The sequence below is a fragment of the Streptomyces violascens genome (assembly GCF_014649955.1).
In the GTDB taxonomy this organism is placed as follows: Bacteria; Actinomycetota; Actinomycetes; order Streptomycetales; family Streptomycetaceae; genus Streptomyces; species Streptomyces violascens.
Window position 1 is genome coordinate 245,159 of record NZ_BMUA01000007.1, and the last position, 25,461, is coordinate 270,619.

Annotated in this window: 19 protein-coding genes; 7 read left to right on the top strand and 12 right to left on the bottom strand. The window is 67.9% G+C overall.

The window, feature by feature from the left end:
• Positions 1–41: 41 nt before the first annotated feature.
• The 6 genes from rpsS to rpsJ are packed head-to-tail and all read right to left on the bottom strand — an operon-like array spanning position 42 to position 3,148.
• The gene (gene rpsS / locus IE206_RS17490) at positions 42–323 is read right to left on the bottom strand and encodes a 30S ribosomal protein S19 (protein WP_100578122.1); all 282 of its coding nucleotides are present in this window, start codon (positions 321–323) and stop codon (positions 42–44) included.
• A gap of 12 nt (positions 324–335) precedes the next feature.
• On the bottom strand, positions 336–1,172 hold the full coding sequence (gene rplB, locus IE206_RS17495) for a 50S ribosomal protein L2 (RefSeq protein WP_189963078.1): 837 nt from the start codon (positions 1,170–1,172) through the stop codon (positions 336–338).
• A 39-nt stretch (positions 1,173–1,211) separates the two neighbouring features.
• Positions 1,212–1,526: a 50S ribosomal protein L23 gene (gene rplW / locus IE206_RS17500; RefSeq protein WP_100578120.1), complete on the bottom strand. Its 315-nt coding sequence runs from the start codon at positions 1,524–1,526 to the stop codon at positions 1,212–1,214.
• The gene (gene rplD / locus IE206_RS17505; protein WP_189963079.1) at positions 1,526–2,176 is read right to left on the bottom strand and encodes a 50S ribosomal protein L4; all 651 of its coding nucleotides are present in this window, start codon (positions 2,174–2,176) and stop codon (positions 1,526–1,528) included. Before rplD ends, rplW begins: the two co-directional genes overlap by 1 nt.
• Positions 2,177–2,180: 4 nt before the next feature.
• Complete coding sequence (gene rplC, locus IE206_RS17510; protein WP_189963080.1) at positions 2,181–2,825, bottom strand: 50S ribosomal protein L3; 645 nt, start codon at positions 2,823–2,825, stop codon at positions 2,181–2,183.
• Between the two features lie 14 nt (positions 2,826–2,839).
• Positions 2,840–3,148, bottom strand: coding sequence for a 30S ribosomal protein S10 (gene rpsJ / locus IE206_RS17515; RefSeq protein WP_003948644.1), 309 nt, complete (start codon positions 3,146–3,148; stop codon positions 2,840–2,842).
• A 681-nt stretch (positions 3,149–3,829) separates the two neighbouring features.
• Here rpsJ and IE206_RS17520 point away from each other — a divergent pair.
• A complete protein-coding gene (locus tag IE206_RS17520; RefSeq protein WP_189963146.1) occupies positions 3,830–5,872 on the top strand; it encodes a PIG-L family deacetylase in 2,043 nt (680 codons plus the stop codon).
• A 113-nt stretch (positions 5,873–5,985) separates the two neighbouring features.
• Here the strand turns inward: IE206_RS17520 and tuf are convergent, their stop codons facing one another.
• From tuf to rpsL, 4 genes are all read right to left on the bottom strand, one after another.
• Positions 5,986–7,179 (bottom strand): elongation factor Tu, encoded by a 1,194-nt coding sequence (gene tuf, locus IE206_RS17525; RefSeq protein ID WP_053731194.1) that lies wholly within the window; start codon positions 7,177–7,179, stop codon positions 5,986–5,988.
• 159 nt (positions 7,180–7,338) lie between these two features.
• On the bottom strand, positions 7,339–9,465 hold the full coding sequence (fusA, locus tag IE206_RS17530) for an elongation factor G (protein WP_189963081.1): 2,127 nt from the start codon (positions 9,463–9,465) through the stop codon (positions 7,339–7,341).
• 39 nt (positions 9,466–9,504) lie between these two features.
• A complete protein-coding gene (gene rpsG / locus IE206_RS17535) occupies positions 9,505–9,975 on the bottom strand; it encodes a 30S ribosomal protein S7 (protein ID WP_161245599.1) in 471 nt (156 codons plus the stop codon).
• A gap of 2 nt (positions 9,976–9,977) precedes the next feature.
• Entirely contained in the window at positions 9,978–10,349 is a 372-nt protein-coding gene (gene rpsL / locus IE206_RS17540) for a 30S ribosomal protein S12 (protein WP_003948652.1), read from the bottom strand.
• A gap of 365 nt (positions 10,350–10,714) precedes the next feature.
• On the opposite strand from rpsL, the gene IE206_RS17545 reads away from it, so the two are divergent.
• From IE206_RS17545 to IE206_RS17570, 6 genes are all read left to right on the top strand, one after another.
• Positions 10,715–11,455: a Crp/Fnr family transcriptional regulator gene (locus IE206_RS17545; protein WP_189963082.1), complete on the top strand. Its 741-nt coding sequence runs from the start codon at positions 10,715–10,717 to the stop codon at positions 11,453–11,455.
• A 131-nt stretch (positions 11,456–11,586) separates the two neighbouring features.
• On the top strand, positions 11,587–12,348 hold the full coding sequence (locus IE206_RS17550; protein ID WP_189963083.1) for a hypothetical protein: 762 nt from the start codon (positions 11,587–11,589) through the stop codon (positions 12,346–12,348).
• The gene (locus IE206_RS17555) at positions 12,345–14,480 is read left to right on the top strand and encodes a hypothetical protein (protein WP_189963084.1); all 2,136 of its coding nucleotides are present in this window, start codon (positions 12,345–12,347) and stop codon (positions 14,478–14,480) included. The genes IE206_RS17550 and IE206_RS17555 overlap by 4 nt, the downstream gene beginning before the upstream one ends.
• A gap of 29 nt (positions 14,481–14,509) precedes the next feature.
• Positions 14,510–15,883 carry a hypothetical protein gene (locus IE206_RS17560; RefSeq protein ID WP_189963085.1) on the top strand — a complete coding sequence of 458 codons (1,374 nt, stop codon included), beginning with the start codon at positions 14,510–14,512 and terminating at the stop codon, positions 15,881–15,883.
• Complete coding sequence (locus IE206_RS17565; RefSeq protein ID WP_189963086.1) at positions 15,880–16,392, top strand: Pycsar system effector family protein; 513 nt, start codon at positions 15,880–15,882, stop codon at positions 16,390–16,392. Before IE206_RS17560 ends, IE206_RS17565 begins: the two co-directional genes overlap by 4 nt.
• A 111-nt stretch (positions 16,393–16,503) precedes the next feature.
• On the top strand, positions 16,504–17,508 hold the full coding sequence (locus IE206_RS17570) for a M48 family metalloprotease (RefSeq protein ID WP_189963087.1): 1,005 nt from the start codon (positions 16,504–16,506) through the stop codon (positions 17,506–17,508).
• Between the two features lie 61 nt (positions 17,509–17,569).
• On the opposite strand, the gene IE206_RS17575 is transcribed toward IE206_RS17570, so the two are convergent.
• Complete coding sequence (locus IE206_RS17575; RefSeq protein WP_189963088.1) at positions 17,570–21,469, bottom strand: DNA-directed RNA polymerase subunit beta'; 3,900 nt, start codon at positions 21,467–21,469, stop codon at positions 17,570–17,572.
• 95 nt (positions 21,470–21,564) lie between these two features.
• On the bottom strand, positions 21,565–25,050 hold the full coding sequence (gene rpoB / locus IE206_RS17580; RefSeq protein ID WP_189963089.1) for a DNA-directed RNA polymerase subunit beta: 3,486 nt from the start codon (positions 25,048–25,050) through the stop codon (positions 21,565–21,567).
• Positions 25,051–25,461 lie beyond the last annotated feature (411 nt).

Consider the following 25,461-nt stretch of genomic DNA (forward strand, 5'->3'; position numbering starts at 1 on the left):
TTGTCCCTTCGGTGTAAGTCATAGTCGTTACCCACCCCGCGTTAGCGGCGCTTCGACTTCCGGTCGTCCTTGACGTGGCCGCGGAAGGTGCGAGTCGGCGAGAACTCGCCGAGCTTGTGGCCGACCATCGACTCGGAGACAAACACCGGGACGTGGGTCTTGCCGTTGTGCACCGCGATCGTGTGGCCGAGCATGGCCGGGATGATCATCGAGCGACGGGACCAGGTCTTGATGACGTTCTTGGTACCAGCTTCGTTCTGGGCGTCCACCTTCTTTACGAGGTGTCCGTCGACGAAGGGTCCCTTCTTGAGACTGCGCGGCATCTAAACCCGCTCCTAGCGCTTCTTGTTCGTCTTGCGGCGGCGGACGATGTACTTGCTCGATGCCTTCTTCGGCGAGCGAGTACGACCCTCCTTCTGACCCCACGGGGAGACCGGGTGGCGACCACCACTGGTCTTGCCCTCACCACCACCGTGCGGGTGGTCAACCGGGTTCATCGCGACACCGCGGACGGTCGGGCGGACGCCCTTCCAGCGCATGCGGCCGGCCTTGCCCCAGTTGATGTTCGACTGCTCGGCGTTGCCGACCTCGCCGATGGTGGCGCGGCAGCGGGCGTCGACCAGGCGAATTTCGCCGGACGGCATACGAAGGTGGGCCATCGTGCCCTCCTTCGCCAGCAGCTGCACCGAAGCACCCGCGGAGCGGGCGAACTTCGCACCGCCGCCGGGACGCAGCTCGATGGCGTGGATGGTCGTACCGACCGGGATGTTGCGCAGCGCCAGGTTGTTGCCCGGCTTGATGTCGGCCCCGGGGCCGTTCTCAACGCGGTCACCCTGGCCGAGGCCACGGGGCGCGATGATGTAGCGCTTCTCGCCGTCTGCGTAGTGCAGGAGCGCGATGCGCGCGGTGCGGTTCGGGTCGTACTCGATGTGAGCGACCTTGGCCGGCACGCCGTCCTTGTCGTGACGACGGAAGTCGATCACGCGGTAGGCGCGCTTGTGGCCACCGCCCTGGTGACGGACGGTCACACGACCGGTGTTGTTACGGCCGCCCTTGCTGTGCAGGGGGCGGACCAGCGACTTCTCCGGCGTGGACCGCGTGATCTCGACGAAGTCGGCGACGCTGGAGCCACGACGGCCCGGAGTCGTCGGCTTGTACTTGCGGATACCCATTTCTCAGTCCTCGTCCGATATTCGGACCAGGGCGCTCCGTTAGGAGGCCTGGCCGAAGATGTCGATACGGTCGCCCTCAGCAAGGGTCACGATGGCGCGCTTGGTGTCGGCACGCTTGCCGAAACCGGTCTTCGTGCGCTTGCGCTTGCCCTGGCGGTTGATCGTGTTGACCCCGGTGACCTTGACCGAGAAGACCGCTTCCACGGCCTGCTTGATCTGGGTCTTGTTGGAGCCCGGCTTGACGACGAACGTGTACTTGTTCTCGTCGAGCAGCGCGTAGCTCTTCTCGGAAACAACCGGCTTGACAAGAATGTCGCGCGGGTCCGTGAAGGTCTTGCTGGTGATCTCGGCCATCAGGCCTCGCTCCCCTCGTTGTCATCGGCCTTGGGGCCAGACACGAAGGACTCGAAAGCGGCCTGGGTGAAGACCACGTCGTCGGAGACGATCACGTCGTACGTGTTCAGCTGGCCCGGCTCCAGGATGTGGACCTGGGGCAGGTTGCGGGCGGACAGCCACGCGGCCTCTTCGGCGCGGTCGACGACCAGGAGCAGGTTGGCGCGCTCCGAGATCTTGCCGAACAGCGTCTTGGCGGCCTTGGTGGAAGCCGTGCCCTCGACCACGCCGGTGACGACGTGGATGCGGGAGTGGCGCGCCCGGTCGGAGAGGGCACCGCGCAGGGCGGCGGCCTTCATCTTCTTCGGGGTGCGCTGCGAGTAGTCACGCGGCTGCGGGCCGTGGACGACGCCACCGCCGGCGAACTGCGGCGCACGGGTCGAACCCTGGCGCGCGCGGCCGGTGCCCTTCTGGCGGTACGGCTTGCGGCCACCACCACGGACTTCGCCGCGGGTCTTGGTCTTGTGCGTGCCCTGACGGGCAGCTGCCAGCTGAGCGACGACGACCTGGTGGATCAGCGGAACGCTGGTCTTCGCGTCGAAGATCTCCGCGGGGAGCTCGACGGTACCGGCCTTGTCGCCTGCCGGCGAAAGGATGTCAATGGTGCTCATTACCTCAAGCCCCCTTGGCCGCGGTACGGACCAGGACGAGGCCGCCGTTCGGACCGGGGACCGCGCCCTTGATGAGCAGCAGACCCTTCTCCGCGTCAACCGCGTGGATGGTCAGGTTCTGGGTGGTGACACGCTCGTTGCCCATGCGGCCCGCCATGCGGGTGCCCTTGAACACACGGCCAGGGGTGGCGCAGCCACCGATGGAACCGGGCGAGCGGTGCTTGCGCTGCACACCGTGACCGGCGCCCAGGCCCTTGAAGTTGTGACGCTTCATGCCACCGGCGAAGCCCTTGCCCTTGCTCTTGCCCGTGACGTCAACCTTGACGCCGGACTCGAACACCTCGGCAGTGATCTCCTGGCCCAGCGCGTACTCGCTGGCGTCAGGGGTGCGGAGCTCCACCAGGTGGCGGCGCGGGGTCACGTCGGCCTTGGCGAAGTGGCCCTTGAGGGGCTTGTTCACCTTGCGCGGGTCGATCTCGCCGAAGGCGATCTGGACCGACTCGTAGCCGTCGACGTCGTTCGTGCGAACCTGCGTCACGACACACGGCCCGGCCTTGATGACGGTGACCGGGACAACCCGGTTGTTCTCGTCCCAGACCTGGGTCATGCCGAGCTTCTCGCCCAGGACGCCCTTGATGTTCTTGCTCATCTCGGCCCGTCCCTTCAGAGCTTGATCTCGATGTCGACGCCGGCCGGGAGGTCGAGACGCATCAGCGAGTCAACCGTCTTCGGCGTGGGGTCGAGGATGTCGATGAGGCGCTTGTGCGTGCGCATCTCGAAGTGCTCGCGAGAGTCCTTGTACTTGTGCGGCGACTTGATGACGCAGTACACGTTCTTCTCAGTGGGCAGCGGCACCGGGCCCGCGACCGACGCACCAGTGCGGGTCACCGTCTCGACGATCTTCTTCGCCGAGGAGTCGATGACCTCGTGGTCGTAGGCCTTGAGCCGGATGCGGATCTTCTGTCCCGCCATGGCTACCTAGTAGTCCTTTGTCTCGTAACGCTCTGGAACCCGGGGGCTCTACCGACTCTGTCTCCGACCCACGCGGTCGGGCGTGTCGCACTCCCTCTACGCAGAAATCCCATACGGAATTTCCCAACCAAGGGGATGCGGGCCACAAGACCTCGCAGACGGGGGCAGAACACCCACCGGACGCCTGGCCGGAGCCCCGCTGACACTTCCCGGAAGATTCCCGTACGTCCGCCCCTGCCCCTCTCATCTGGAGAAGCGTGGGACGACGAGTACTGTGGGACTCGCTTCCGGTCCTCCCGGCGGGAGGCGCGCAGCATCGGCACTCAACCGAGCAACCCCGACAGTCTGCCATACGGGGCCAGGGCCTGGCCAATCGCAGCCGGGAAGCGTACCCCACGTCACACGCGCTCACGCATTCGGCCCGCCGCGCCCCGCCGGTCCCGGGAACCGCCCTCCTGCGCCCGTACGGGTCGACGGGCGCAAGGATCACCCCGCGCGCCAGCGCGACGGCCCCAGGACCGGCCAGGCGCCCCCTGGCCGCGTGCGGTGGATCGATGAAGCCGTACCGGTCGCATCACACCCCCCACGAAGAGCCCACCCCCACGCAACCCCACCCCCCGCTCCCCCGTCTCACAGGGCGCGCGCGACCCCGGGGTCCGCGAAAAGGGACTGGTGGGCGAGATGTACGTGGGTGAGACGGGCAGGGCCGCGGGGCCGGGGCGGCGAGCTGTGCTGGGGGGTGTCGCGGCGGCCGGAGTCACCGCCGCCCTCGCGGGGTGTTCCGTGCCCAGTAGGGGGCGGGAGCGCGCGGCGGGAGCGGCCGAGCCGCTCGGGGCGCCGCCCCGCACCCCCCTGCTCCTCCAGATCCTCGCCCACCCCGACGACGACCTGTACTTCATGAATCCCGACACGCAGCACACCCTCGACTCCGGGGTTCCGCTGGTCAGCGTGTATGTCACCGGTGGGGAGGCCAACGGGGACAACCGGGTGGTCAGTGACACCAGCGCGCCGGTGTACGACAAGGCCGCCTACTCCTCCGCCCGGCACCAGGGGCTGCGGCAGGCGTATGCCACGCTGCTCGGGCTCGACAAGTACGCGCCCTGGCAGAAGTCGGTCGCCGAGTTGCGCGGCGGGCACCGCGCCGAGGTCAACCGGCTCCAACACCGGGGCCGCAGCGTGGAGTTGGTGTTCCTCAACACCGCCATGCACACCCCGCTCGGGGGCCGGATGGGGCTGCCCAGCCTCTGGGAGGACCATCGCCTCCAGCTGCCCGTCGTCATCGCGGAAGGGTCACCGCTGACCCGGGCCAAGGCCTACACCTACGACGACATGGTCGACGTGCTCGCCGGGATTCTCGACGACTACGCGCCCACCCTCGTGCAGACCCTCGACCCCGATCCCGACATCCAGCACAGCTCCCCCGCCAACCGCTCGCACGACTCCGAGCAGCCGGGGTATTCCGACCACGCCGACCACACCGCCGCCGCCTCCTTCGCCTGGGCCGCGATGATCCGGCACGCCGAGCGGGGCAACGCCTTCCTCGCCACCGCCTACCGCGCCTACTACAACCGGCACTGGCCCAAGAACCTCCCCCCGAAGGTGCTCGCCGAGAAGGCCGCGCACCTCGTTCCGTACGGCGGGGACAAGGACTGGCAGTGTGGCAATCCCGGCGGCTGCGGGGACTACAACGTCGGCGGGAAGCGGCCGCTCACCAACTGGAAGGGGTGGGTGCGCTCCACCCACTACCGCCACCCCGGCAGCCGGCTCACCCTGTCCGGTGACGGCTCGTACGCCTACGGGGTGCTCGGGATGCGCGCCGTCCGGTGGAGCCGGAACGGCGACGACAGCTGGGGCGACCCCGAGGACCTCGGCGGCTCGCCGCTGGCTCCCGTACTCGGTGGCGCCGCCCTCCCCGACGGGCGCCAGATTCTGTTCGGGTTGCGGTTCTCGTCCCTCCAAGGGCGGGCCGGCGCCAATACCCGGGAGATCGTTTACCTCGAACAGGCCCTCCCTGGCGGGAAGTTCGGGGTGTGGCGCGGGCTCGGCAATCCCGAGCGCGGGGACGATCGCGGGCGGCGGATCGGGCCTCCGCTCGCCCTCGCCGCGCCGGACGGCCGCGTCCACCTCTTCGTGCGCAACGCCGACCGCGGCATCAGCTCACGCGTCCGGGAGGCCGACGGCACCTGGTCGCCGTGGCGCGACCTCGGCGGCGAATCCGTACAGGAAGGGCTGAGCGGCGTCGTCGACGGGCGCGGGCGCGTGCACGTCTTCGCGGCCGGCGCCGACACCGTGCACCACTGGACCCAGGCCGCCCCGGGCAAGCCCCTCGCCCCCGCCCCATCGCGGCTCCCGCTCGCCGTCGACTCGGTGGCCCCGGTCCCGCTCGGCGACGGCGTACAGCTCCTGTACCGCACGTCCACCGATCCGGGGAAGGCCCTCCAGGACCCCGGCTCCCCCGCCTCCCCGCACCTCACCTCCGTACGCCTCGACGGCAGCCCGACGACATCCGTCACGCTCGACGGGTACGGACCGGTCGGCGCCGCAAGCGGATTCGTGCTGGGTGCGGACGAGCAGGGGATCCTTCAACTCGCCCACGAACAGAGGGTGTTGAAGCGCGCCAAGGGCGTCGTACCCGTCGGCCTTCCCACCTTGTACGTACGGGGCGGGCGCGCGCTCGCCGTCGGGCTCGGGGTCGACGCCCGGCCCTGGTCCTGGCGGCCCTGAGGCCCCATGGCGTGCGGCCCGAAACCCCCGCACAACGCGAAGAGCCCCGCACCTCGAAAGGTGCGGGGCTCTTCTGACAGCTCAGCGAGCTACCAGGTCAGACGGTCAAGTAATTACTTGACGATCTTGACGACCTGGCCGGCGCCCACGGTCCGGCCACCCTCACGGATGGCGAACTTCAGGCCCTCCTCCATGGCGACCGGCTGGATCAGCGCGACCGTCATGGCGGTGTTGTCGCCCGGCATGACCATCTCGGTGCCCTCGGGGAGGGTAACGACACCGGTCACGTCAGTCGTACGGAAGTAGAACTGCGGGCGGTAGTTGTTGAAGAACGGCGTGTGACGGCCACCCTCGTCCTTGGACAGGATGTACGCCTGGGCCTCGAACTCGGTGTGCGGGGTGACCGAACCGGGCTTGATGATGACCTGGCCGCGCTCGACGTCCTCGCGCTTGATGCCACGAAGCAGCAGACCGACGTTCTCACCGGCCTGGCCCTCGTCGAGCAGCTTGCGGAACATCTCGATGCCGGTGACCGTGGTGGTGGTCTTCTCGGTCTTGATACCGACGATGTCGACGGTCTCGTTGACCTTCAGGACACCACGCTCGATACGACCGGTGACGACGGTGCCACGACCGGTGATCGTGAAGACGTCCTCGATCGGCATCAGGAACGGCTTGTCGACGTCACGCTCGGGCTGCGGGATCGCCTCGTCGACGGCGGCCATCAGGTTCAGGACCGACTGGCCCCACTCCTTGTCGCCCTCGAGCGCCTTGAGCGCCGAGACCTTGACGACCGGCAGGTCGTCGCCCGGGAACTCGTACTCGGAGAGGAGCTCACGGACCTCGAGCTCGACGAGCTCCAGGATCTCCTCGTCGTCCACCATGTCGGCCTTGTTCAGGGCGACAACGATGTACGGAACGCCGACCTGGCGGGCCAGGAGCACGTGCTCCTTGGTCTGCGGCATCGGGCCGTCGGTGGCGGCAACCACGAGGATCGCGCCGTCCATCTGCGCGGCACCCGTGATCATGTTCTTGATGTAGTCCGCGTGACCGGGGCAGTCGACGTGGGCGTAGTGACGCGACTCGGTCTGGTACTCGACGTGCGCGATCGAGATCGTGATACCGCGCTGGCGCTCCTCAGGAGCCTTGTCGATCTGGTCGAAGGCCGAGGCCTCGTTCAGGTCCGGGTACGCGTCGTGCAGCACCTTGGTAATGGCGGCCGTGAGGGTCGTCTTACCGTGGTCAATGTGACCGATGGTGCCGATGTTGACGTGCGGCTTAGTCCGCTCGAACTTCGCCTTCGCCACTGAGTCCTCCTGTGGAGTGGTTCTGTACGCCTTGCTTCATCGGCGCCAGGTGATCTTTGCTGGGATGCCGGGGCCCGGGGCATTCACCGCAAACCTGATGGTTTACGCCGAATGCCCCAGTGGCTCCGGTGACAAGCCTAAAGCGTGAACTCGGAAGAGTTACTCGCCCTTGGCCTTCGCGATGATCTCCTCGGCGACGTTCCGCGGAACCTCGGCGTAGGAGTCGAACTGCATCGAGTAGCTTGCGCGACCCGAGGTCTTGCTGCGGAGGTCGCCGACGTAGCCGAACATCTCCGAGAGGGGCACGAGGCCCTTCACGACGCGGGCGCCGCTGCGCTCCTCCATGGCCTGGATCTGGCCACGGCGGGAGTTGATGTCACCGATGACTTCACCCATGTAGTCCTCGGGCGTGACGACCTCGACGGCCATCATCGGCTCGAGGAGCACGGGAGAAGCCTTGCGCGCGGCCTCCTTGAAGGCCTGCGAACCGGCGATCTTGAACGCGAGCTCGGAGGAGTCGACCTCGTGGTAGCCACCGTCGAGAAGGATGACGCGGACGCCAGTCATCTCGTAGCCAGCCAGGATGCCGAACTGCATGGCCTCCTGCGCACCCGCGTCCACCGACGGGATGTACTCCCGGGGGATGCGGCCACCGGTGACCTTGTTCACGAACTCGTACGACGCCTCGCCGCCCTCGATGGGCTCGATCGCGATCTGCACCTTGGCGAACTGACCGGTACCACCGGTCTGCTTCTTGTGGGTGTAGTCCACGCGCTCGACGGTCTTGCGGATCGTCTCGCGGTACGCGACCTGCGGCTTGCCGACGTTCGCCTCGACCTTGAACTCGCGACGCATACGGTCGACGAGGACGTCGAGGTGAAGCTCGCCCATACCACCGATGATGGTCTGGCCGGTCTCCTCGTCCGAGTGAACCTGGAAGGAGGGGTCCTCCTCCGCGAGACGCTGGATGGCGACACCCAGCTTCTCCTGGTCACCCTTGGACTTGGGCTCGATGGCGACCTGGATCACCGGCGCCGGGAAGTCCATGGACTCCAGGATCACCGGGGACTTGTCGTCGCACAGCGTCTCACCGGTGGTGGTCTGCTTCAGGCCCATGACGGCGACGATGTCACCGGCGCCCACCGACTCGATCTCCTCACGCTTGTTCGCGTGCATGCGGTAGATCTTGCCGATGCGCTCCTTCTTGCCCTTGACGGAGTTCAGCACCGAGGTGCCGGCCTCCAGGCGACCGGAGTAGATCCGGATGAAGGTGAGCTTGCCCAGGTGCGGGTCGCTCGCGATCTTGAACGCCAGCGCCGAGAGGGGCTCCTCGTCGGACGGCTTGCGCTTGACCACGACCTCCGGGTCCTTGACGTCGTGGCCCTCGATGGCCTCGACGTCCAGGGGGGAAGGCAGGTAACGGACCACGGCGTCGAGCAGGGGCTGGACGCCCTTGTTCTTGAACGCGGTGCCGCAGAACACGGGGGTGACGGTGGTGTCGCCGCCCTTGCCGGACGCGATGGTGATACGACGGACCGCGGCGTACAGCTGCTCCTCGGTGGGCTCGACACCCTCGAGGAAGAGCTCCATGATCTCTTCGTCGTTCTCCGCGACGGTCTCGACCAGCTTGCCGCGCCACTCTTCAGCAGCCTCGGTGTGCGTGGCCGGGATGTCGACGACGTCGTACATCTCGCCCTTGGTCGCTTCCGCGGACCACACGAGGGCCTTCATGCGGACCAGGTCCACAACGCCCTCGAAGTTGGCCTCGGAACCGATCGGCAGCTGCATCACGATCGGGGTCGCGCCGAGGCGGTCCACGATCATGTCCACGCAGCGGTGGAACTCAGCGCCGGTGCGGTCGAGCTTGTTGACGAAGCAGATACGCGGAACGCCGTAACGGTCGGCCTGACGCCAGACCGTCTCGGACTGCGGCTCCACACCGGCGACACCGTCGAACACGGTGACCGCACCGTCGAGGACGCGGAGCGAACGCTCCACCTCGACCGTGAAGTCCACGTGGCCCGGGGTGTCGATGATGTTGATGGTGTGGTCGACGTCCTCGAGCGGCCAGTGGCAGGTCGTCGCGGCGGACGTGATCGTGATGCCGCGCTCCTGCTCCTGCTCCATCCAGTCCATCGTGGCAGCGCCGTCGTGGACCTCACCGATCTTGTACGAGACACCGGTGTAGAACAGGATCCGCTCGGTGGTGGTCGTCTTGCCCGCGTCGATGTGAGCCATGATCCCGATGTTGCGGACCTTGGCCAGGTCAAGTGAAGTGGTAGCCATATCGGCTCAGTCTTCTCTCGGTCTCGATGTGGGTAGCGACTACCAGCGGTAGTGCGCGAAGGCCTTGTTGGACTCGGCCATCTTGTGGGTGTCCTCACGCTTCTTGACCGCAGCGCCGAGGCCGTTGGAGGCGTCGAGCAGCTCGTTCATGAGGCGTTCGGTCATGGTCTTCTCACGGCGGGCGCGGGAGTAACCCACGACCCAGCGCAGCGCGAGGGTGGAGGCGCGACCGGGCTTGACCTCGATCGGCACCTGGTAGGTGGCGCCACCGACACGGCGGGACTTGACCTCGAGGGACGGCTTCACGTTCTCGAGGGCGCGCTTCAGCGTGATGACCGGGTCAGCGCCGGTCTTCTCGCGGAGGCCTTCCATGGCGCCGTAGACGATGCGCTCGGCGGTGGAGCGCTTGCCGTCCAGGAGGATCTTGTTGATCAGCGAGGTGACAAGAGGAGAGCTGTAGACCGGGTCGATGATGACCGGGCGCTTCGGGGCGGGGCCCTTACGAGGCATTCTTACTTCTCCTTCTTGGCGCCGTAGCGGCTGCGGGCCTGCTTGCGGTTCTTGACACCCTGGGTGTCAAGGGAGCCGCGGATGATCTTGTAACGAACACCCGGCAGGTCCTTCACACGGCCACCACGCACGAGCACGATCGAGTGCTCCTGCAGGTTGTGTCCCTCACCCGGGATGTAGGCCGTGACCTCGATGCCGGAGGTCAGACGCACACGCGCGACCTTACGGAGGGCCGAGTTCGGCTTCTTCGGGGTGGTCGTGAACACACGCGTGCAGACGCCGCGACGCTGGGGCGAACCCTCGAGCGCGGGCGTCTTGTTCTTCTCGACCTTGTCCTGCCGGCCCTTCCGGACCAGCTGCTGGATCGTAGGCACTACTTCTCCGGTTTCTGTGTGCCGTAGTAAAACTAACCTGGAACACGTCTCCGACCCACGCGGTCGGGTGTGTCGAATACTGCAGACTCCCACCCAAAGGCAGGAGAAGCGCAGATTGCGGTGGCCGGTCCAGAAGCTCGCGCTGCGGACGTAGGCACGCAGCGGAACCCAGGCACACCCCAGGCACAAGGTCTGAGCGTACCTACCTCATCGACTTGGGTCAAAACAAATGCCGTCCACCCCGACACGCCGGGCCCCTCCTCACCGGGTCCGAAGCCACCTCGGGGCAATCCGTCCGTTCCGAGTCTGTGTGATCGACACGCTCAGTACATTGGCGGTGCCATTGACGATCAGGGGGGACCAGCATGGCAGCGGCCTACCGGCCCGGTGACGGGGAGCTCGACAACCGGGTGCCCTTCCTGGCCCGCCTGGAGGACCACGACCGGGAAGCCCTGCTCTCGCTCGGCCACGAGCTGACCTTCGTCGCCCGTGCGGCCCTGCTCCACCAGCATGACCCTTCCACGCACGTGCTGCTGATCCTCACCGGCTGGACCAAGGTGACGGCCGCCGCCGCCAACGGCTACGAGGCGCTGCTCGCGCTGCGGGGCCCCGGGGACATCATCGGCGAGTCCGCCGCATTGACCGGTAGGCCCCGCTCGGCGACCGTGACGGCCTTGGAGCCGCTCCGCGTGGTGGCCGTGGAACACCAGCGGTTCCGCGAGTTGCTCTCCCGTTCCCCCGCCATCGCCCTCAAGCTGCTCAGCCTCACCGCCGACCGGACTCGGGCTGCTGACCGGCGCCGCCTGGAATTCGCCGCGATGAGCGTGCGGGAGCGATTCGCGGTGCTGCTCCTGGACCTGGCCCGCACCCACGGCCGACGGACCGAGGAGGGCCTGGAGCTGACTGTCCCGCTGAGCAAACAGGAGTTGGCCGGCGCGGTCGGCGCGTCCCGCGAGATGGTCCAGCGCCTCCTCAAGGAGTTCCGGGACCGGGGGGTCGTCCTGACCGGCCGCCGAGCGCTGGTGATCGTACGACCCGACGTGCTCCGCCGGATCGCCCGCGCGGAGCTCGCGCCGGACCCGGACGAGACGCCTCCGGCCCTCTGACCCGAGCGGCGGCCCGCACCCTGCGAGCGGCTCTGTGCACACGGTCACACTTCGAGTGCGTCATCCTCCCTCGCCACCGGGACCCGGCCGCCGCCACTCTCTTCCCGTACGGATTCCAGCGAGAGGCAGACATGACCGACACCGACCCCGTGAGCCGCACGATCCTGCTGCTCGACATCGAGCGGTTCAGCGACCGCGACGACGTCGAGCAGGCGTATCTGCGCCGGATGCTGTACGACGTCTGCGACGGCGCGCTGCTCACGGCGGGCGTCGACGAGACCCTGCGGTTACGGGAGGACCGGGGCGACTCGGTGATGGAGCTGATCGACCCCAACGCCTCGGTGGTCTCGCTACTGCGCACCCTGCTCACCGATGTCCCTGCCCGGCTCCGAACGATGAACCGGATGGCGTCCAGCTCGGCGCAGATGCGGCTGCGGGCGGTGGTCGCGAGCGGCTACGTCAAGCGCGACGCGTTCGGCTGGGTCGGTTCCCAGCTCAACCACGCCTGCCGCCTCCTGGACGGCGAACCGCTGCGCGCCTCCCTGCGCGAGCGCCCCGACGACCTCGCGCTGTGCGTGTCCGACGCGGTGTACGAGGGCGTCGTGTGCCACAGCCACACAGGCGTCCCCGCCGATGAGTTCAAGAGAATCACCGTGCCCAGCAAGAACGGCGAACTCGGGGCCTGGCTGCACCGCCCGGCACCGTCCGAACAGCCCGCGGGCGGTCCGGTGCCCCGCACCGGGACACCGGAACGTGACGTGCGCCCCGGTGCCGGACCGGCTCCCGGCACCCATTTCGGCGGCGGGGCCATCGGCGGCGACAACCACGGCATCTCGACCGGACAGGTCACCGGGAACATCCACTTCGACGCCGGCCGAGGTGAGCGGCGGTGAGCGCCCAGGACGCGGAGCCAGTCGACGCCGAGAAGGGGGCCCAACCCGCCAAGCCCCTCGGCGACGAGGTGGCCGAGGGACAGGAGAGCCCCGCCGAGGAGCAGCAGGACCAGCCCCAGGAGGCCTGGGAGGCCCGGCGCGACCTGTACGACCACACGCCGCGGACCATGCGGTTCGGCGGCGGATCCATCGGCGGCGACAACCACGGGATCTCGACCGGGCCCGTCGCCCGCGACGTGATCATGGGCAGCAAGACGGAGATCTTCTACCAGTTCGGCGGAACGGCGCACTCCTCCGGCGAGGTGCCGTCGGCCACCCTGGACCGGCTGGCCCGGTGCTTCGTGGCCGACGAGGCGGAGTTCGCCGCCCTGGTCCGGCGATTACGCACCGATCGCGTCCTGGTCCTTTCCGGGCCGCACTTCACCGGGCGCCGCACTGCCGCTCTGATGCTGCTGCGCCACCTGGGCGCGGCACCCCTGCGCGTATTGGACCGGGCGACGCGTCCCGGCGAACTCGCCCAGCAACTCGGTCCCGGCGGCCAGGTGCTCTGCGACCTGATCACCGAACGCGGCAGGCCGCTGCGCGAGGCGGACCTGCTGGCCGCGCGGGACCGGCTGGCCGAACACGACGCGTATCTGGTGGTGACCGTAGGCCCCCGGGCCGCCCTTGAGGACATCTCGGCCGTCGAATGGCACCCGCCCACGCCCGCCGCCGTTCTGGCGGCGCACCTGCGGGTGCGGGTGCCGCCGGAAGACGTGCAAAAGCTCCTGGCACTGCCCGCCGTGGCCGACTTCCTGGCCCGCGACCACCAGCTGAGGGAAGCCGCCACCTATGCCGAAGCGCTCGCCGACTACGCGACCGGGCTGGCCGACGTACAAGCCGTCGAGAGGTTCTCGCTGGCCGCCCTGGAGAGCCAGGTCCAGGAGTGGTTCGAGGAGGACGAGGCCTCGCTGCATCTACGGGACAAGGCATTCCTGGTGGCGCTCGCGGCGTTCGACGGTGGCCCGTACGCCCTGACGGCCGAGCTGAGCGACCTTCTCTACACCTTCCTCCAGAAGACCGAAAATCCCGCTCATCCGGCCACGGTCCCGGTCTTCGGCACCCACATCGCCAAGCGCCTCCAGCGTGCCCGTGCCCGGCGGTACGAGGAGGAGGAGCACACCGAGTGGGGTCCGGTGACCCAGCTCAAGGCGGCGTTCCAGGACGACCGGGCCGCGCTGGTGCTCCTGCGGGAGGTGTGGACGGGGCATCCGTCCGCGCGGCCCGCGCTCGTCACCTGGCTCCGGCGGCTCGCGGGCGACGGCCGTCCGCTGGTACGCACCCGGGCCGCCGCCACCGTGGCGGTCCTCGCCTACACCGACCTGCCGTCCGCGATGGCGCTGATCATCGAGGTGTGGGCGACCGACACGCGTTTCCGGCACCGGCTCGTCGCCGTCAACGCGCTCGCCCTGACCCATCTGCTCGGCACCCCTAACGTGCCGCGCATCATCGACGACTGGTGTGTCAGCGACGATGCGCGGTTGTGCTGGGTGGCGATCCGCGCCCACGGCCTGATCGGCCCTGAGCGGCCGGCGGCAGCCCTCGCCGCACTACGCGGCGCGGCCCGCCGCCAGCACTCCGCCGAGGAGCCCGACACACTGCTGATCGCTGAACTCGCCCAATCCGTCGAGCTGTTGCTGCTGTCTCCGGCCGGCGACCAGGTCCTCGCCGACCTCGTGCGCACCCTGCACGACGACCGGGCCGTGTTCGACCTGGCAGTCGACGGGTTCCTCGGCGCCTGCCGGCGAACGCGCCAGGACGAGCCGTACGGCGCTCCACTCGTCCTCGACGGGTACGCGCAGGGCACCGCCCAGCGGCCCGACACCACGCATCCCGTTGCCGAACTGTGGCGGGCCGCGCTCGGTGACCGCGTCCACACCGGGCCGGCGCTCGAGGTGATGCGCCACTGGGTGCTGACCGCCGACCGCGACCCCGCCACCGAGTGGGCACTCGCCGCGCTGTTGCCCGCGCTCGTCACCTCAGGGCCCGAACACCGGCGCCTCAACCACCTGTTGCGCACCATGCCGGGCGAAGACGGGGCCGGGCCACCGCCCGTCACGCGCCGCCTGCTGACCGTCCTGCCGCCCCACTGATCCCGCATTTCTCAAGGAGACCCGAAAGCATGGTCCGTGCAACCGACTGGGAGCAGCCCGCCGACCGGCACAGTCAGCTGATCGACCCGGTGATCACCGTGCGGCAGCTGGCGCGGTTCGAGTTCGCCCGCAGACCGCTCACGCGAATCGACCACGCCCTGGTCTTCTCGACCCTGAAGGGCTCGTACGACTGCTACCTACCGCCGCTGCGTCCCAGCCGCGGCGAATCCGCCGCCAAGCGCTACACCGCGGTGTACGAGGTCGACATGGGCGTCCACCCCGTCCAGAGCGAGCTGACGCTGCCCAGCGACGACGACGCCTTCGAGTTCGAGGTGATCGTCGACCTGAACTGGCAGGTCGAGCGGCCGGCGCAGTTCGTGGCAAGCGGCCACCGGGACGTGCCCCGGCTGCTCCTGGGCGAACTGGAACAGGCGGCTCGCCCGGTGGCCCGTCGCTTCCCCATCGCCGAAAGTGCCCGCGCCGAACGGGAGATCCTGGCGGCGGTGACGGCCCTCGGCCCGCTCGGCGCCACCGCGGGTCTGAAGGTGCTCTGGACCGTACGGCTCCGGCGCGACCAGGAGAACATCGATCACCAACGGCGCATGCAGGCCATCAACCACAGTGCGGACGAACAGATCCTCACCGAGCGACGCGGCATGGACTTCGACGTCGAGCTGGACCGGCGCAGCCGTCAACAGGACGAACTCCAGCTCGGTCGGGCACTCGCCTACGGCCGCCAGGAGCAGGAACTCGTGCTCCAGCAACAGCAGTGGCAGCACGACCGGTCGATGCTGGAGAGCAACCAGGCCCTGGAGTTGCAGCGCCTTCAGGCCGAGAAGATCGCGTTCTATCAGTGGCACCTGCAGCAGGGCGGTGTGCACGCCTGGGCGCTCCGCCTCGCCGAGCACCCCGAGGACTCCCTCCTCGCCATCAACAGCATGCGAGAGGACCAACTCCGCCTGATCCAGTCCCAGATGGACCTGGTCGGACAACTGCTCGGCGGCGACGGCGCGGAGAGCTACGAATTGGAGGGCCCCAAGCGGCTCGCCCTACGAGCCCTCAGCGAGATCCTGAGCCAGCGGCTGCCCGGGATCGCGCAGCCCGACCTCTCCGAGCCTCCCGTGGGTCAACCCCTCTCACCTGCAGAGCAGTTGAGCAACGATCCGGCTCCCCCGACGACGCAGCCCGCCCCCGCGCCACCACCGGCCGCGGACACCACCCCTGAGCCGACGCCACCCGCGCAGACACCCACCGCTGCGCAGGCCCCCGGCACCTTCCCCGGCTGGCAGCCTCCCCCGGGGTACGGCAGCGCACCGGTCAGGCCGGCTCCTGAACCGCCGGCCGACTCGTCTGAGCCGGTGCTCCCGGAGCCCGGTCCGGAGCACGAGGCAGGCTCCCGGTGACCGCCGCCTGCGACCCCGCCCCGGGCACGGAGACTGCCGTCCGCCTCCTCACCGAGCTGCGGGCCGAGATCGCCCGCGCCGACAGCAAAGCCTCCGTACTGGTCGCGGCTCTCGGCATGACCGCAGGCGTGGTCGGCGGACAGCTCGGGGCGCGGGGCCGGGTGCCCGGCGAACTGTCCACGGTGGGCGCCGGACTCTGGTGGACCGGAACCGCCGCCCTGGCGCTGGCCCTGCTCGGCACGCTGATGGCCGTACTGCCCAGGTACCGGGGCGCCACCTGGGCGCCGGGCCGTCCGCTCTCCTATTTCGGAGACATCCAACAGGCCGTGCGACAGGGCGGGTTGGCGCAGGCGCTCGCGGACACCGAACTCGCCCCCACCGCCTCGCTCATGGCGGCTCTCGCCGACAACAGCCGGATCGCCGCCCGTAAGCACCAGTGGATACGCGGCGGGCTGCTGGCCTTCTGCGTCGGCGCGGTGCTGCTCCCGGCCGCCCCGCTAGTCGGCTGAAGCCCCCCCACTCAGTGAAGGATGACCATGTCCCAACCGTCCGAGCCCGCATACCCGGGCGACCCCAGGCAGCCACCGCGGTATCCCGGCGCCACTCCCCCTCAGCCCCGGATGCCGTACCAGCCCCCGCCTCGGCATCAGGCACCACCTCCTCCACAGCCGCCGCCGGCGCCCGACGATCTGGAGTACCAGAACTCGCCCGGCCGCAGGGTGCACTACAAGGCGTACCAGCGCGGCACGGACGCCACCGCCGTCGGCCAGCTCGCGCTGCACTTACCGGGCTTCTCGATGAGCCTGCTGGTCGTACTGTCGGCGAGCGGGACCCTGGACTCGGTGACAGGGCTCCCCTACTGGATTCCCACCCTGCTCTGGATCGCTTCCGGCGCCCTGGTCTTCCACCGGCCAACCGAGGACTACTTCGCCCGCTATCTGCTGAAGCTCCAGCGTCCGATGCCACAGGAAGCGGCCCGCCTCGAACCGGTGTGGCGGGAGGTGACGGCCCGCGCGGGCGTCGACGGGCGGCGCTACGAACTGTGGATCGAGAACAGCCAGGAACTCAACGCGTACGCGGCGGCCGGGCACATCGTCGGCGTCACCCGTTTCGCCCTGGAGCGGCTGCCGAGCGCCCAGCTCGCGGCGGTGCTCGCCCATGAGCTCGGCCACCACACCGGGGGTCACGCCTGGTCGTCTCTGCTCGGCTACTGGTACTCGCTGCCCGGCCGGATCGCGTGGCAGGTGATCCGTACGGTCGTCGTCTTTCTCGTCACGTTCGCCGGCGCCGTCTCCTTCGCGGCCACCGCGGTCCTGGTCGTGGTGATCGGCGCCGTCGCCTTCGCCACGACCGTCGTGTTCTACGGGCTGCCGCTGGTGCTGCTCGCCATCCCCTATCTGATGGCCGCGGTGGAGCGCCGGAGCGAACTGCGGGCCGACGAGCACGCCGCCGCCCTCGGCTTCGCGCCGATGCTCGCCGACGTCCTCACCACCATGCACGCCATGGAGCTGTACACCGGCAAGCCGCCTGCCGAGCCCACCACCCTGGCCAAGCTGCTCTCCTCGCACCCGGACTACCCGACCCGCCTCCGGCGTCTGCAGCCCTACATGGAGACTCAGCGCTGAAAACCCCGAAGGGCGCCCACCCCGCGCAAGCGGAGTGGGCGCCCTTCGGCAGACGTACGCCTTACTGGTTGTACGGACCGTAGTCGTAGTCCTCCAGCGGAACGGCCTGGCCGGAGCCCGTGCCGAACGGCGAGTAGTCGATGTCGTCGTAGCCGACGGCCGAGTACATCGCGGCCTTGGCCTCTTCGGTGGGCTCGACCCGGATGTTGCGGTAGCGGGACAGACCCGTACCGGCCGGGATGAGCTTACCGATGATGACGTTCTCCTTGAGGCCGATGAGGCTGTCGGACTTGGCGTTGATCGCCGCATCCGTCAGGACTCGGGTCGTCTCCTGGAAGGAGGCGGCCGACAGCCAGGATTCCGTCGCCAGCGAGGCCTTGGTGATACCCATCAGCTGCGGACGGCCGGAGGCGGGGTGACCGCCCTCGGTGACCACACGACGGTTCTCGGTCTCGAACTTCGAGCGCTCGACGAGCTCGCCCGGCAGCAGCTCCGCGTCGCCGGACTCGATGATCGTCACGCGGCGCAGCATCTGCCGGATGATGATCTCGATGTGCTTGTCGTGGATCGACACGCCCTGCGAGTTGTAGACCTTCTGGACTTCGCCGACCAGGTGGACCTGGACCGCACGCTGACCGAGGATCCGCAGCACGTCGTGCGGGTTGGTGGCACCGACGGTGAGCTTCTGGCCCACCTCGACCGCGTCGCCCTCGCCGACCAGGAGACGGGCACGCTTGGAGATCGGGAACGCCGTCTCCTCGCTGCCGTCGTCCGGGGTGACGACGATCTTCTTGGTCTTCTCGGTCTCCTCGATCCGGACGCGGCCCTTGGCCTCCGAGATCGGCGCGACACCCTTGGGCGTACGGGCCTCGAAGAGCTCGACGACACGCGGCAGACCCTGCGTGATGTCGTCACCGGCCACACCACCGGTGTGGAAGGTACGCATCGTCAGCTGGGTACCGGGCTCACCGATGGACTGGGCGGCGATGATGCCGACCGCCTCACCGATGTCGACCAGCTTGCCGGTGGCGAGCGAGCGTCCGTAGCAGAAGGCACAGGTGCCGACCGCGGACTCACAGGTCAGGACCGAGCGGGTCTTGACCTCCTCGACACCCGCACCCACGAGGGCGTCGATGAGCACGTCACCGAGGTCCACGTTGGCCGGCGCGATGACCTTGCCGTCGACGACGACGTCCTCGGCGAGCATGCGGGCGTAGACGGAGGTCTCGACGTCCTCGGTCTTGCGCAGCACGCCGTCGGCGCCCCGCTCCGCGATCTTGAGCTTGAGGCCGCGGTCGGTGCCGCAGTCCTCCTCGCGGATGATGACGTCCTGCGAGACGTCCACCAGACGACGGGTCAGGTAACCCGAGTCGGCGGTACGAAGCGCGGTGTCCGCCAGACCCTTACGGGCACCGTGCGTGGAGATGAAGTACTCCAGAACGGTGAGGCCCTCGCGGAACGAGGCCTTGATGGGACGCGGGATGGTCTCGTTCTTCGCGTTCGACACCAGACCACGCATACCGGCGATCTGACGCATCTGCATCATGTTTCCTCGGGCACCCGAGTCAACCATCATGAAGATGGGGTTCGTCTTGGGGAAGTTCGCGTTCATCGCCTCGGCAACCTCGTTGGTCGCCTTGGTCCAGATCGCGATGAGCTCCTGCGTGCGCTCGTCCTTGGTGATCAGACCACGCTCGTACTGCTTCTGCACCTTCTCGTCCTGGGCCTCGTAGCCCTGGACGATGGCCTTCTTGGCCTCCGGGACGACGATGTCCGAGACGGCGACGGTGACGCCGGAACGGGTCGCCCAGAAGAAGCCGGCCGCCTTCAGGTTGTCGAGCGTCGCCGCCACGATGACCTTGGGGTAGCGCTCGGCGAGGTCGTTGACGATCTCGGAGAGCTGCTTCTTGCCCACCGAGTAGTCGACGAACGGGTAGTCCTCGGGCAGCAGCTCGTTGAAGAGCGCGCGGCCCAGGGACGTACGCAGACGGAACGAGTCGCCCTGCTGCCAGGTCGTCTCGCCGTCCTCGTCGAGCGGCGGGGTCCAGCCGCGCGGCGGGACGGTGCCGATCGGGAAGCGGATGTCGACCTTCGCCTGGAGCGAGAGCTCCCGGGCGTCGAACGCCATGATCGCCTCGGCGGTCGAGTTGAAGGAACGGCCCGCGCCCTTCACCTCGCGCTCCTCTTCGTCCGTGGTGAGGAAGAAGAGGCCGAGCACCATGTCCTGGGTCGGCATGGTGACGGGACGACCGTCGGCCGGCTTCAGGATGTTGTTCGAGGACAGCATCAGGATGCGGGCCTCGGCCTGCGCCTCCGCGGAGAGCGGCAGGTGGACGGCCATCTGGTCACCGTCGAAGTCCGCGTTGAACGCGGTGCAGACGAGCGGGTGGATCTGGATGGCCTTGCCCTCGACCAGCTGGGGCTCGAAGGCCTGGATGCCGAGGCGGTGCAGCGTGGGCGCACGGTTCAGCAGAACCGGGTGCTCGGCGATGACCTCTTCGAGGACGTCGTACACGACCGTGCGGCCGCGCTCGACCATCCGCTTGGCGCTCTTGATGTTCTGCGCGTGGTTCAGGTCGACCAGGCGCTTCATCACGAACGGCTTGAAGAGCTCCAGCGCCATGGCCTTCGGCAGACCGCACTGGTGCAGCTTCAGCTGCGGACCGACGACGATGACGGAACGCGCGGAGTAGTCCACACGCTTGCCGAGCAGGTTCTGACGGAATCGACCCTGCTTGCCCTTGAGCATGTCGGACAGCGACTTCAGCGGACGGTTGCCGGGGCCCGTGACCGGGCGACCACGACGGCCGTTGTCGAAGAGCGCGTCGACGGCCTCCTGAAGCATGCGCTTCTCGTTGTTCACGATGATCTCGGGGGCACCGAGGTCGAGGAGCCGCTTCAGGCGGTTGTTGCGGTTGATCACACGGCGGTACAGGTCGTTCAGGTCGGAGGTCGCGAAGCGGCCACCGTCCAGCTGCACCATCGGACGCAGGTCCGGCGGGATGACCGGAACGCAGTCGAGGACCATGCCCTTGGGGCTGTTGGAGGTCTGCAGGAACGCGGACACAACCTTCAGCCGCTTCAGCGCACGGGTCTTCTTCTGGCCCTTGCCGGTGCGGATGATCTCGCGGAGGCGCTCGGCCTCCTCGTCGAGGTCGAAGGTCTCCAGGCGCTTCTGCAGTGCAGCGGCACCCATCGAGCCGTCGAAGTACGTGCCGAAGCGGTCACGCAGCTCGCGGTAGAGCAGCTCGTCGCCCTCGAGGTCCTGGACCTTGAGGTTCTTGAAGCGGCTCCACACCTCGTCGAGACGGTCGATCTCGCGCTGCGAACGGTCGCGCAGCTGCTTCATCTCGCGCTCGGCACCCTCGCGCACCTTGCGGCGCACGTCGGCCTTGGCACCCTCGGCCTCGAGCTCGGCGAGGTCCGTCTCGAGCTTCTTGGCGCGGGCTTCGAGGTCCGAGTCGCGACGGTTCTCGATCTGCTGACGCTCGACGGAGACGTGCGCCTCCAGCGACGGCAGGTCGCGCGTACGGCGCTCCTCGTCCACGAACGTGATCATGTACGCGGCGAAGTAGATGACCTTTTCGAGGTCCTTCGGCGCGAGGTCGAGCAGGTAGCCAAGACGCGACGGAACGCCCTTGAAGTACCAGATGTGGGTCACGGGAGCGGCAAGCTCGATGTGGCCCATCCGCTCGCGGCGCACCTTGGCACGCGTGACCTCTACGCCACAGCGCTCACAGATGATGCCCTTGAAGCGGACGCGCTTGTACTTGCCGCAGTAGCACTCCCAGTCCCGGGTCGGACCGAAGATCTTCTCGCAGAAGAGTCCGTCCTTTTCGGGCTTGAGGGTGCGGTAGTTGATGGTCTCCGGCTTCTTGACCTCACCGTGGGACCACTGACGAATGTCGTCAGCAGTGGCGAGGCCGATCCGCAGCTCGTCGAAGAAGTTGACGTCGAGCACTTGTCGTCAATCCCTCTTTCGGGGTCGATTCTTCAAGATGGTCTGAGGGGGTCCCGGGGACGGAGGGGGCTCTTAGCGAGCCCCCTCCAGACCCGTCAGACCTCTTCGACGCTGCTCGGCTCGCGCCGGGACAGGTCGATACCGAGCTCCTCCGCAGCGCGGAAGACGTCCTCGTCCGTGTCGCGCATCTCGATGGACATGCCGTCCGAGGACAGCACCTCCACGTTGAGGCAGAGCGACTGCATTTCCTTGATGAGCACCTTGAAGGACTCGGGAATGCCGGGCTCGGGGATGTTCTCGCCCTTGACGATGGCCTCGTAGACCTTCACACGGCCGGTGACGTCGTCGGACTTGATGGTCAGCAGCTCCTGGAGGGCGTACGCGGCGCCGTATGCCTCCAGCGCCCACACCTCCATCTCACCGAAGCGCTGGCCACCGAACTGGGCCTTACCACCCAGCGGCTGCTGGGTGATCATCGAGTACGGACCGGTCGAGCGGGCGTGCAGCTTGTCGTCGACCAGGTGGTGCAGCTTCAGGATGTACATGTACCCGACCGAGATCGGGTCCGGGAACGGCTCGCCGGAGCGGCCGTCGAACAGGTTGGCCTTGCCCGAGGGCTGGACCAGCCGGTCGCCGTCGCGGTTGGGGATCGTGGCCTCGAAGAGACCGGTGATCTCGTCCTCGCGGGCGCCGTCGAAGACCGGGGTCGCGACGTTGGTGCCGGCGGCGACCTGGTCGGCGCCGATGGCCTGCAGACGCTGGGCCCAGTCGTCGGCCAGACCGGAGACGTCCCAGCCGCGGCTGGCGAGCCAGCCGAGGTGGATCTCCAGGACCTGTCCCGGGTTCATTCGGGACGGGACACCGAGCGGGTTGAGGATGATGTCGACCGGAGTTCCGTCCTCGAGGAACGGCATGTCCTCGATCGGAAGGATCTTCGAGATGACACCCTTGTTGCCGTGACGGCCGGCGAGCTTGTCACCGTCCGTGATCTTGCGCTTCTGCGCCACGTAGACGCGAACCAGCTGGTTCACGCCCGGCGGCAGCTCGTCGCCCTCTTCACGGTCGAAGACGCGGACGCCGATGACCTTGCCGGTCTCGCCGTGCGGCACCTTCAGCGAGGTGTCACGCACCTCGCGGGCCTTCTCACCGAAGATCGCGCGCAGCAGGCGCTCCTCCGGCGTCAGCTCGGTCTCACCCTTGGGCGTGACCTTGCCGACGAGGATGTCGCCGGCGACGACCTCGGCACCGATACGGATGATGCCGCGCTCGTCGAGGTCGGCGAGGACCTCCTCGGAGACGTTCGGGATGTCCCGGGTGATCTCCTCCGGGCCGAGCTTGGTGTCACGGGCGTCGACCTCGTGCTCCTCGATGTGGATCGAGGAGAGGACGTCGTCCTGCACGAGGCGCTGCGACAGGATGATCGCGTCCTCGTAGTTGTGACCCTCCCACGGCATGAACGCCACGAGCAGGTTCTTGCCGAGCGCCATCTCACCCTGCTGGGTGGCGGGGCCGTCGGCCAGGACCTGGCCCTCGATCACGCGGGCGCCCTCGTCCACGACAACCTTCTGGTTGACCGAGGTGCCCTGGTTGGAGCGGGAGAACTTGGCGATCCGGTACGTGGTGTACGTGCCGTCGTCGTTGGCGACGGTGATGTAGTCCGCGGAGACCTCCTGGACGACACCCGCCTTCTCCGCCTTGATGACGTCACCGGCGTCGACCGCGCAGCGGTACTCCATGCCGGTGCCGACGAGCGGCGCCTCGGACGTGATCAGCGGCACGGCCTGACGCATCATGTTCGCGCCCATGAGGGCACGGTTGGCGTCGTCGTGCTCGAGGAACGGGATCATGGCGGTCGCGACCGACACCATCTGGCGCGGCGAGACGTCCATGTAGTCGACCTCGGTGCCGGGCACGTAGTCGACCTCGCCGCCACGGCGGCGAACCAGGACGCGCGGCTCGGTGAACCGCATCTCGTCGTTGAGCGCGGCGTTGGCCTGCGCGATGACGAAGCGGTCCTCCTCGTCGGCGGTGACGTAGTCGACCTCGTCGGTGACCTGGCCGTCGACGACCTTGCGGTACGGCGTCTCGATGAAGCCGAACGCGTTGACGCGGCCGTACGAGGCGAGCGAACCGATCAGACCGATGTTCGGGCCTTCCGGGGTCTCAATCGGGCACATGCGGCCGTAGTGAGACGGGTGCACGTCACGGACCTCGAAGCCGGCCCGCTCACGCGAGAGACCACCCGGGCCGAGCGCCGACAGACGGCGCTTGTGGGTGAGACCCGACAGCGGGTTGTTCTGGTCCATGAACTGCGACAGCTGGCTGGTGCCGAAGAACTCCTTGATGGAGGCGACGACCGGCCGGATGTTGATCAGGGTCTGCGGCGTGATCGCCTCGACGTCCTGGGTCGTCATGCGCTCACGCACGACGCGCTCCATACGAGCCAGACCCGTACGGACCTGGTTCTGGATGAGCTCGCCGACGTTGCGCAGACGACGGTTGCCGAAGTGGTCGATGTCGTCGGTCTCGACGACGATGTTCCGACCCGACTCGCCGACCGTCTCGGTCTCACCGGCGTGCAGCTTGACCAGGTACTTGATGGTCGCGATGACGTCGTCGGTGGTGAGCACGCCCGCGTCGAGGGGCTCATCCGCGCCGAGCTTCTTGTTCACCTTGTAGCGGCCGACCTTGGCGAGGTCGTAGCGCTTCGGGTTGAAGTAGAGGTTCTCGAGCAGCGTCTGAGCGGCCTCGCGCGTCGGCGGCTCGCCCGGGCGCAGCTTGCGGTAGATGTCGAGCAGCGCGTCGTCCTGGCCCTGGGTGTGGTCCTTCTCCAGGGTGGCGCGCATGGACTCGTACTCGCCGAACTCCTCCAGGATCTGCTCGGTGGTCCAACCGAGAGCCTTCAGGAGAACGGTGACGGACTGCTTGCGCTTGCGGTCGATGCGGACACCGACCATGTCGCGCTTGTCGATCTCCATCTCGAGCCAGGCACCCCGGGACGGGATGATCTTGGCCGTGAAGATGTCCTTGTCGGACGTCTTGTCGATGTTGGAGTCGAAGTAGACACCCGGCGAGCGGACCAGCTGCGACACGACGACACGCTCGGTGCCGTTGATGACGAAGGTGCCCTTGTTGGTCATGAGCGGGAAGTCGCCCATGAAGACCGTCTGGGACTTGATCTCGCCGGTCTCGTTGTTGGTGAACTCGGCGGTGACGAAGAGCGGGGCCGCGAACGTGAAGTCGCGCTCCTTGCACTCGTCGATCGAGTTCTTCGGCGGCTCGAAGCGGTGGTCGCGGAAGGTCAGCGACATCGACCCGGAGAAGTCCTCGATCGGAGAGATCTCTTCGAAGATCTCCTCCAGACCGGACTTGGTGGGGACGTCCTGTCCACTCTCGAGAGCGGCCTCGACCCGAGACTTCCAAGCGGCATTGCCGAGCAGCCAGTCAAAGCTCTCGGTCTGCAGCGCAAGAAGGTTCGGAACCTCGAGGGGCTCCTTGATCTTTGCAAAGGAGATGCGCAGCGGGGCGGTGCTGGCGCCGTTGTTCGTATTGGCGGTCGAGGCGTTGCGCGAGGCGGCCAAGAGGGGGTCCTTCCGAGGGCTCGGACTCACTACGCGCGTACCGGTCCCACGTGGGCACAGAGAGAGACGTTTCTGATTCGGCCGGAAAGGCCAGTTCAGGGCGGTTCAATCCGAGGTGCTCAAGCGAGGGCATGCCCCTGGTGACGGGCAGGGGACAGCTAACAGGCAGCGCAAAGGGACAGTGTAGCCACTCGGCACACTGATGTCCAGGGCGGATTTTTCGAGACCCGCATTGCTCTTCTCAAGTACCTCGGTACCTCGGTCAGCCGTGCGCCGCGCAGACGCAGATTAGTACTGCCCTCTTCGCCGTCGATCCATGCCTCGGATCCGGATCGTTGTGACGACGCGTCCTGAGAATTGCGCGCTGCGTGCGGTTCGTCAAGACCCCTCCGCTCCCCGGAGATCGCGCGG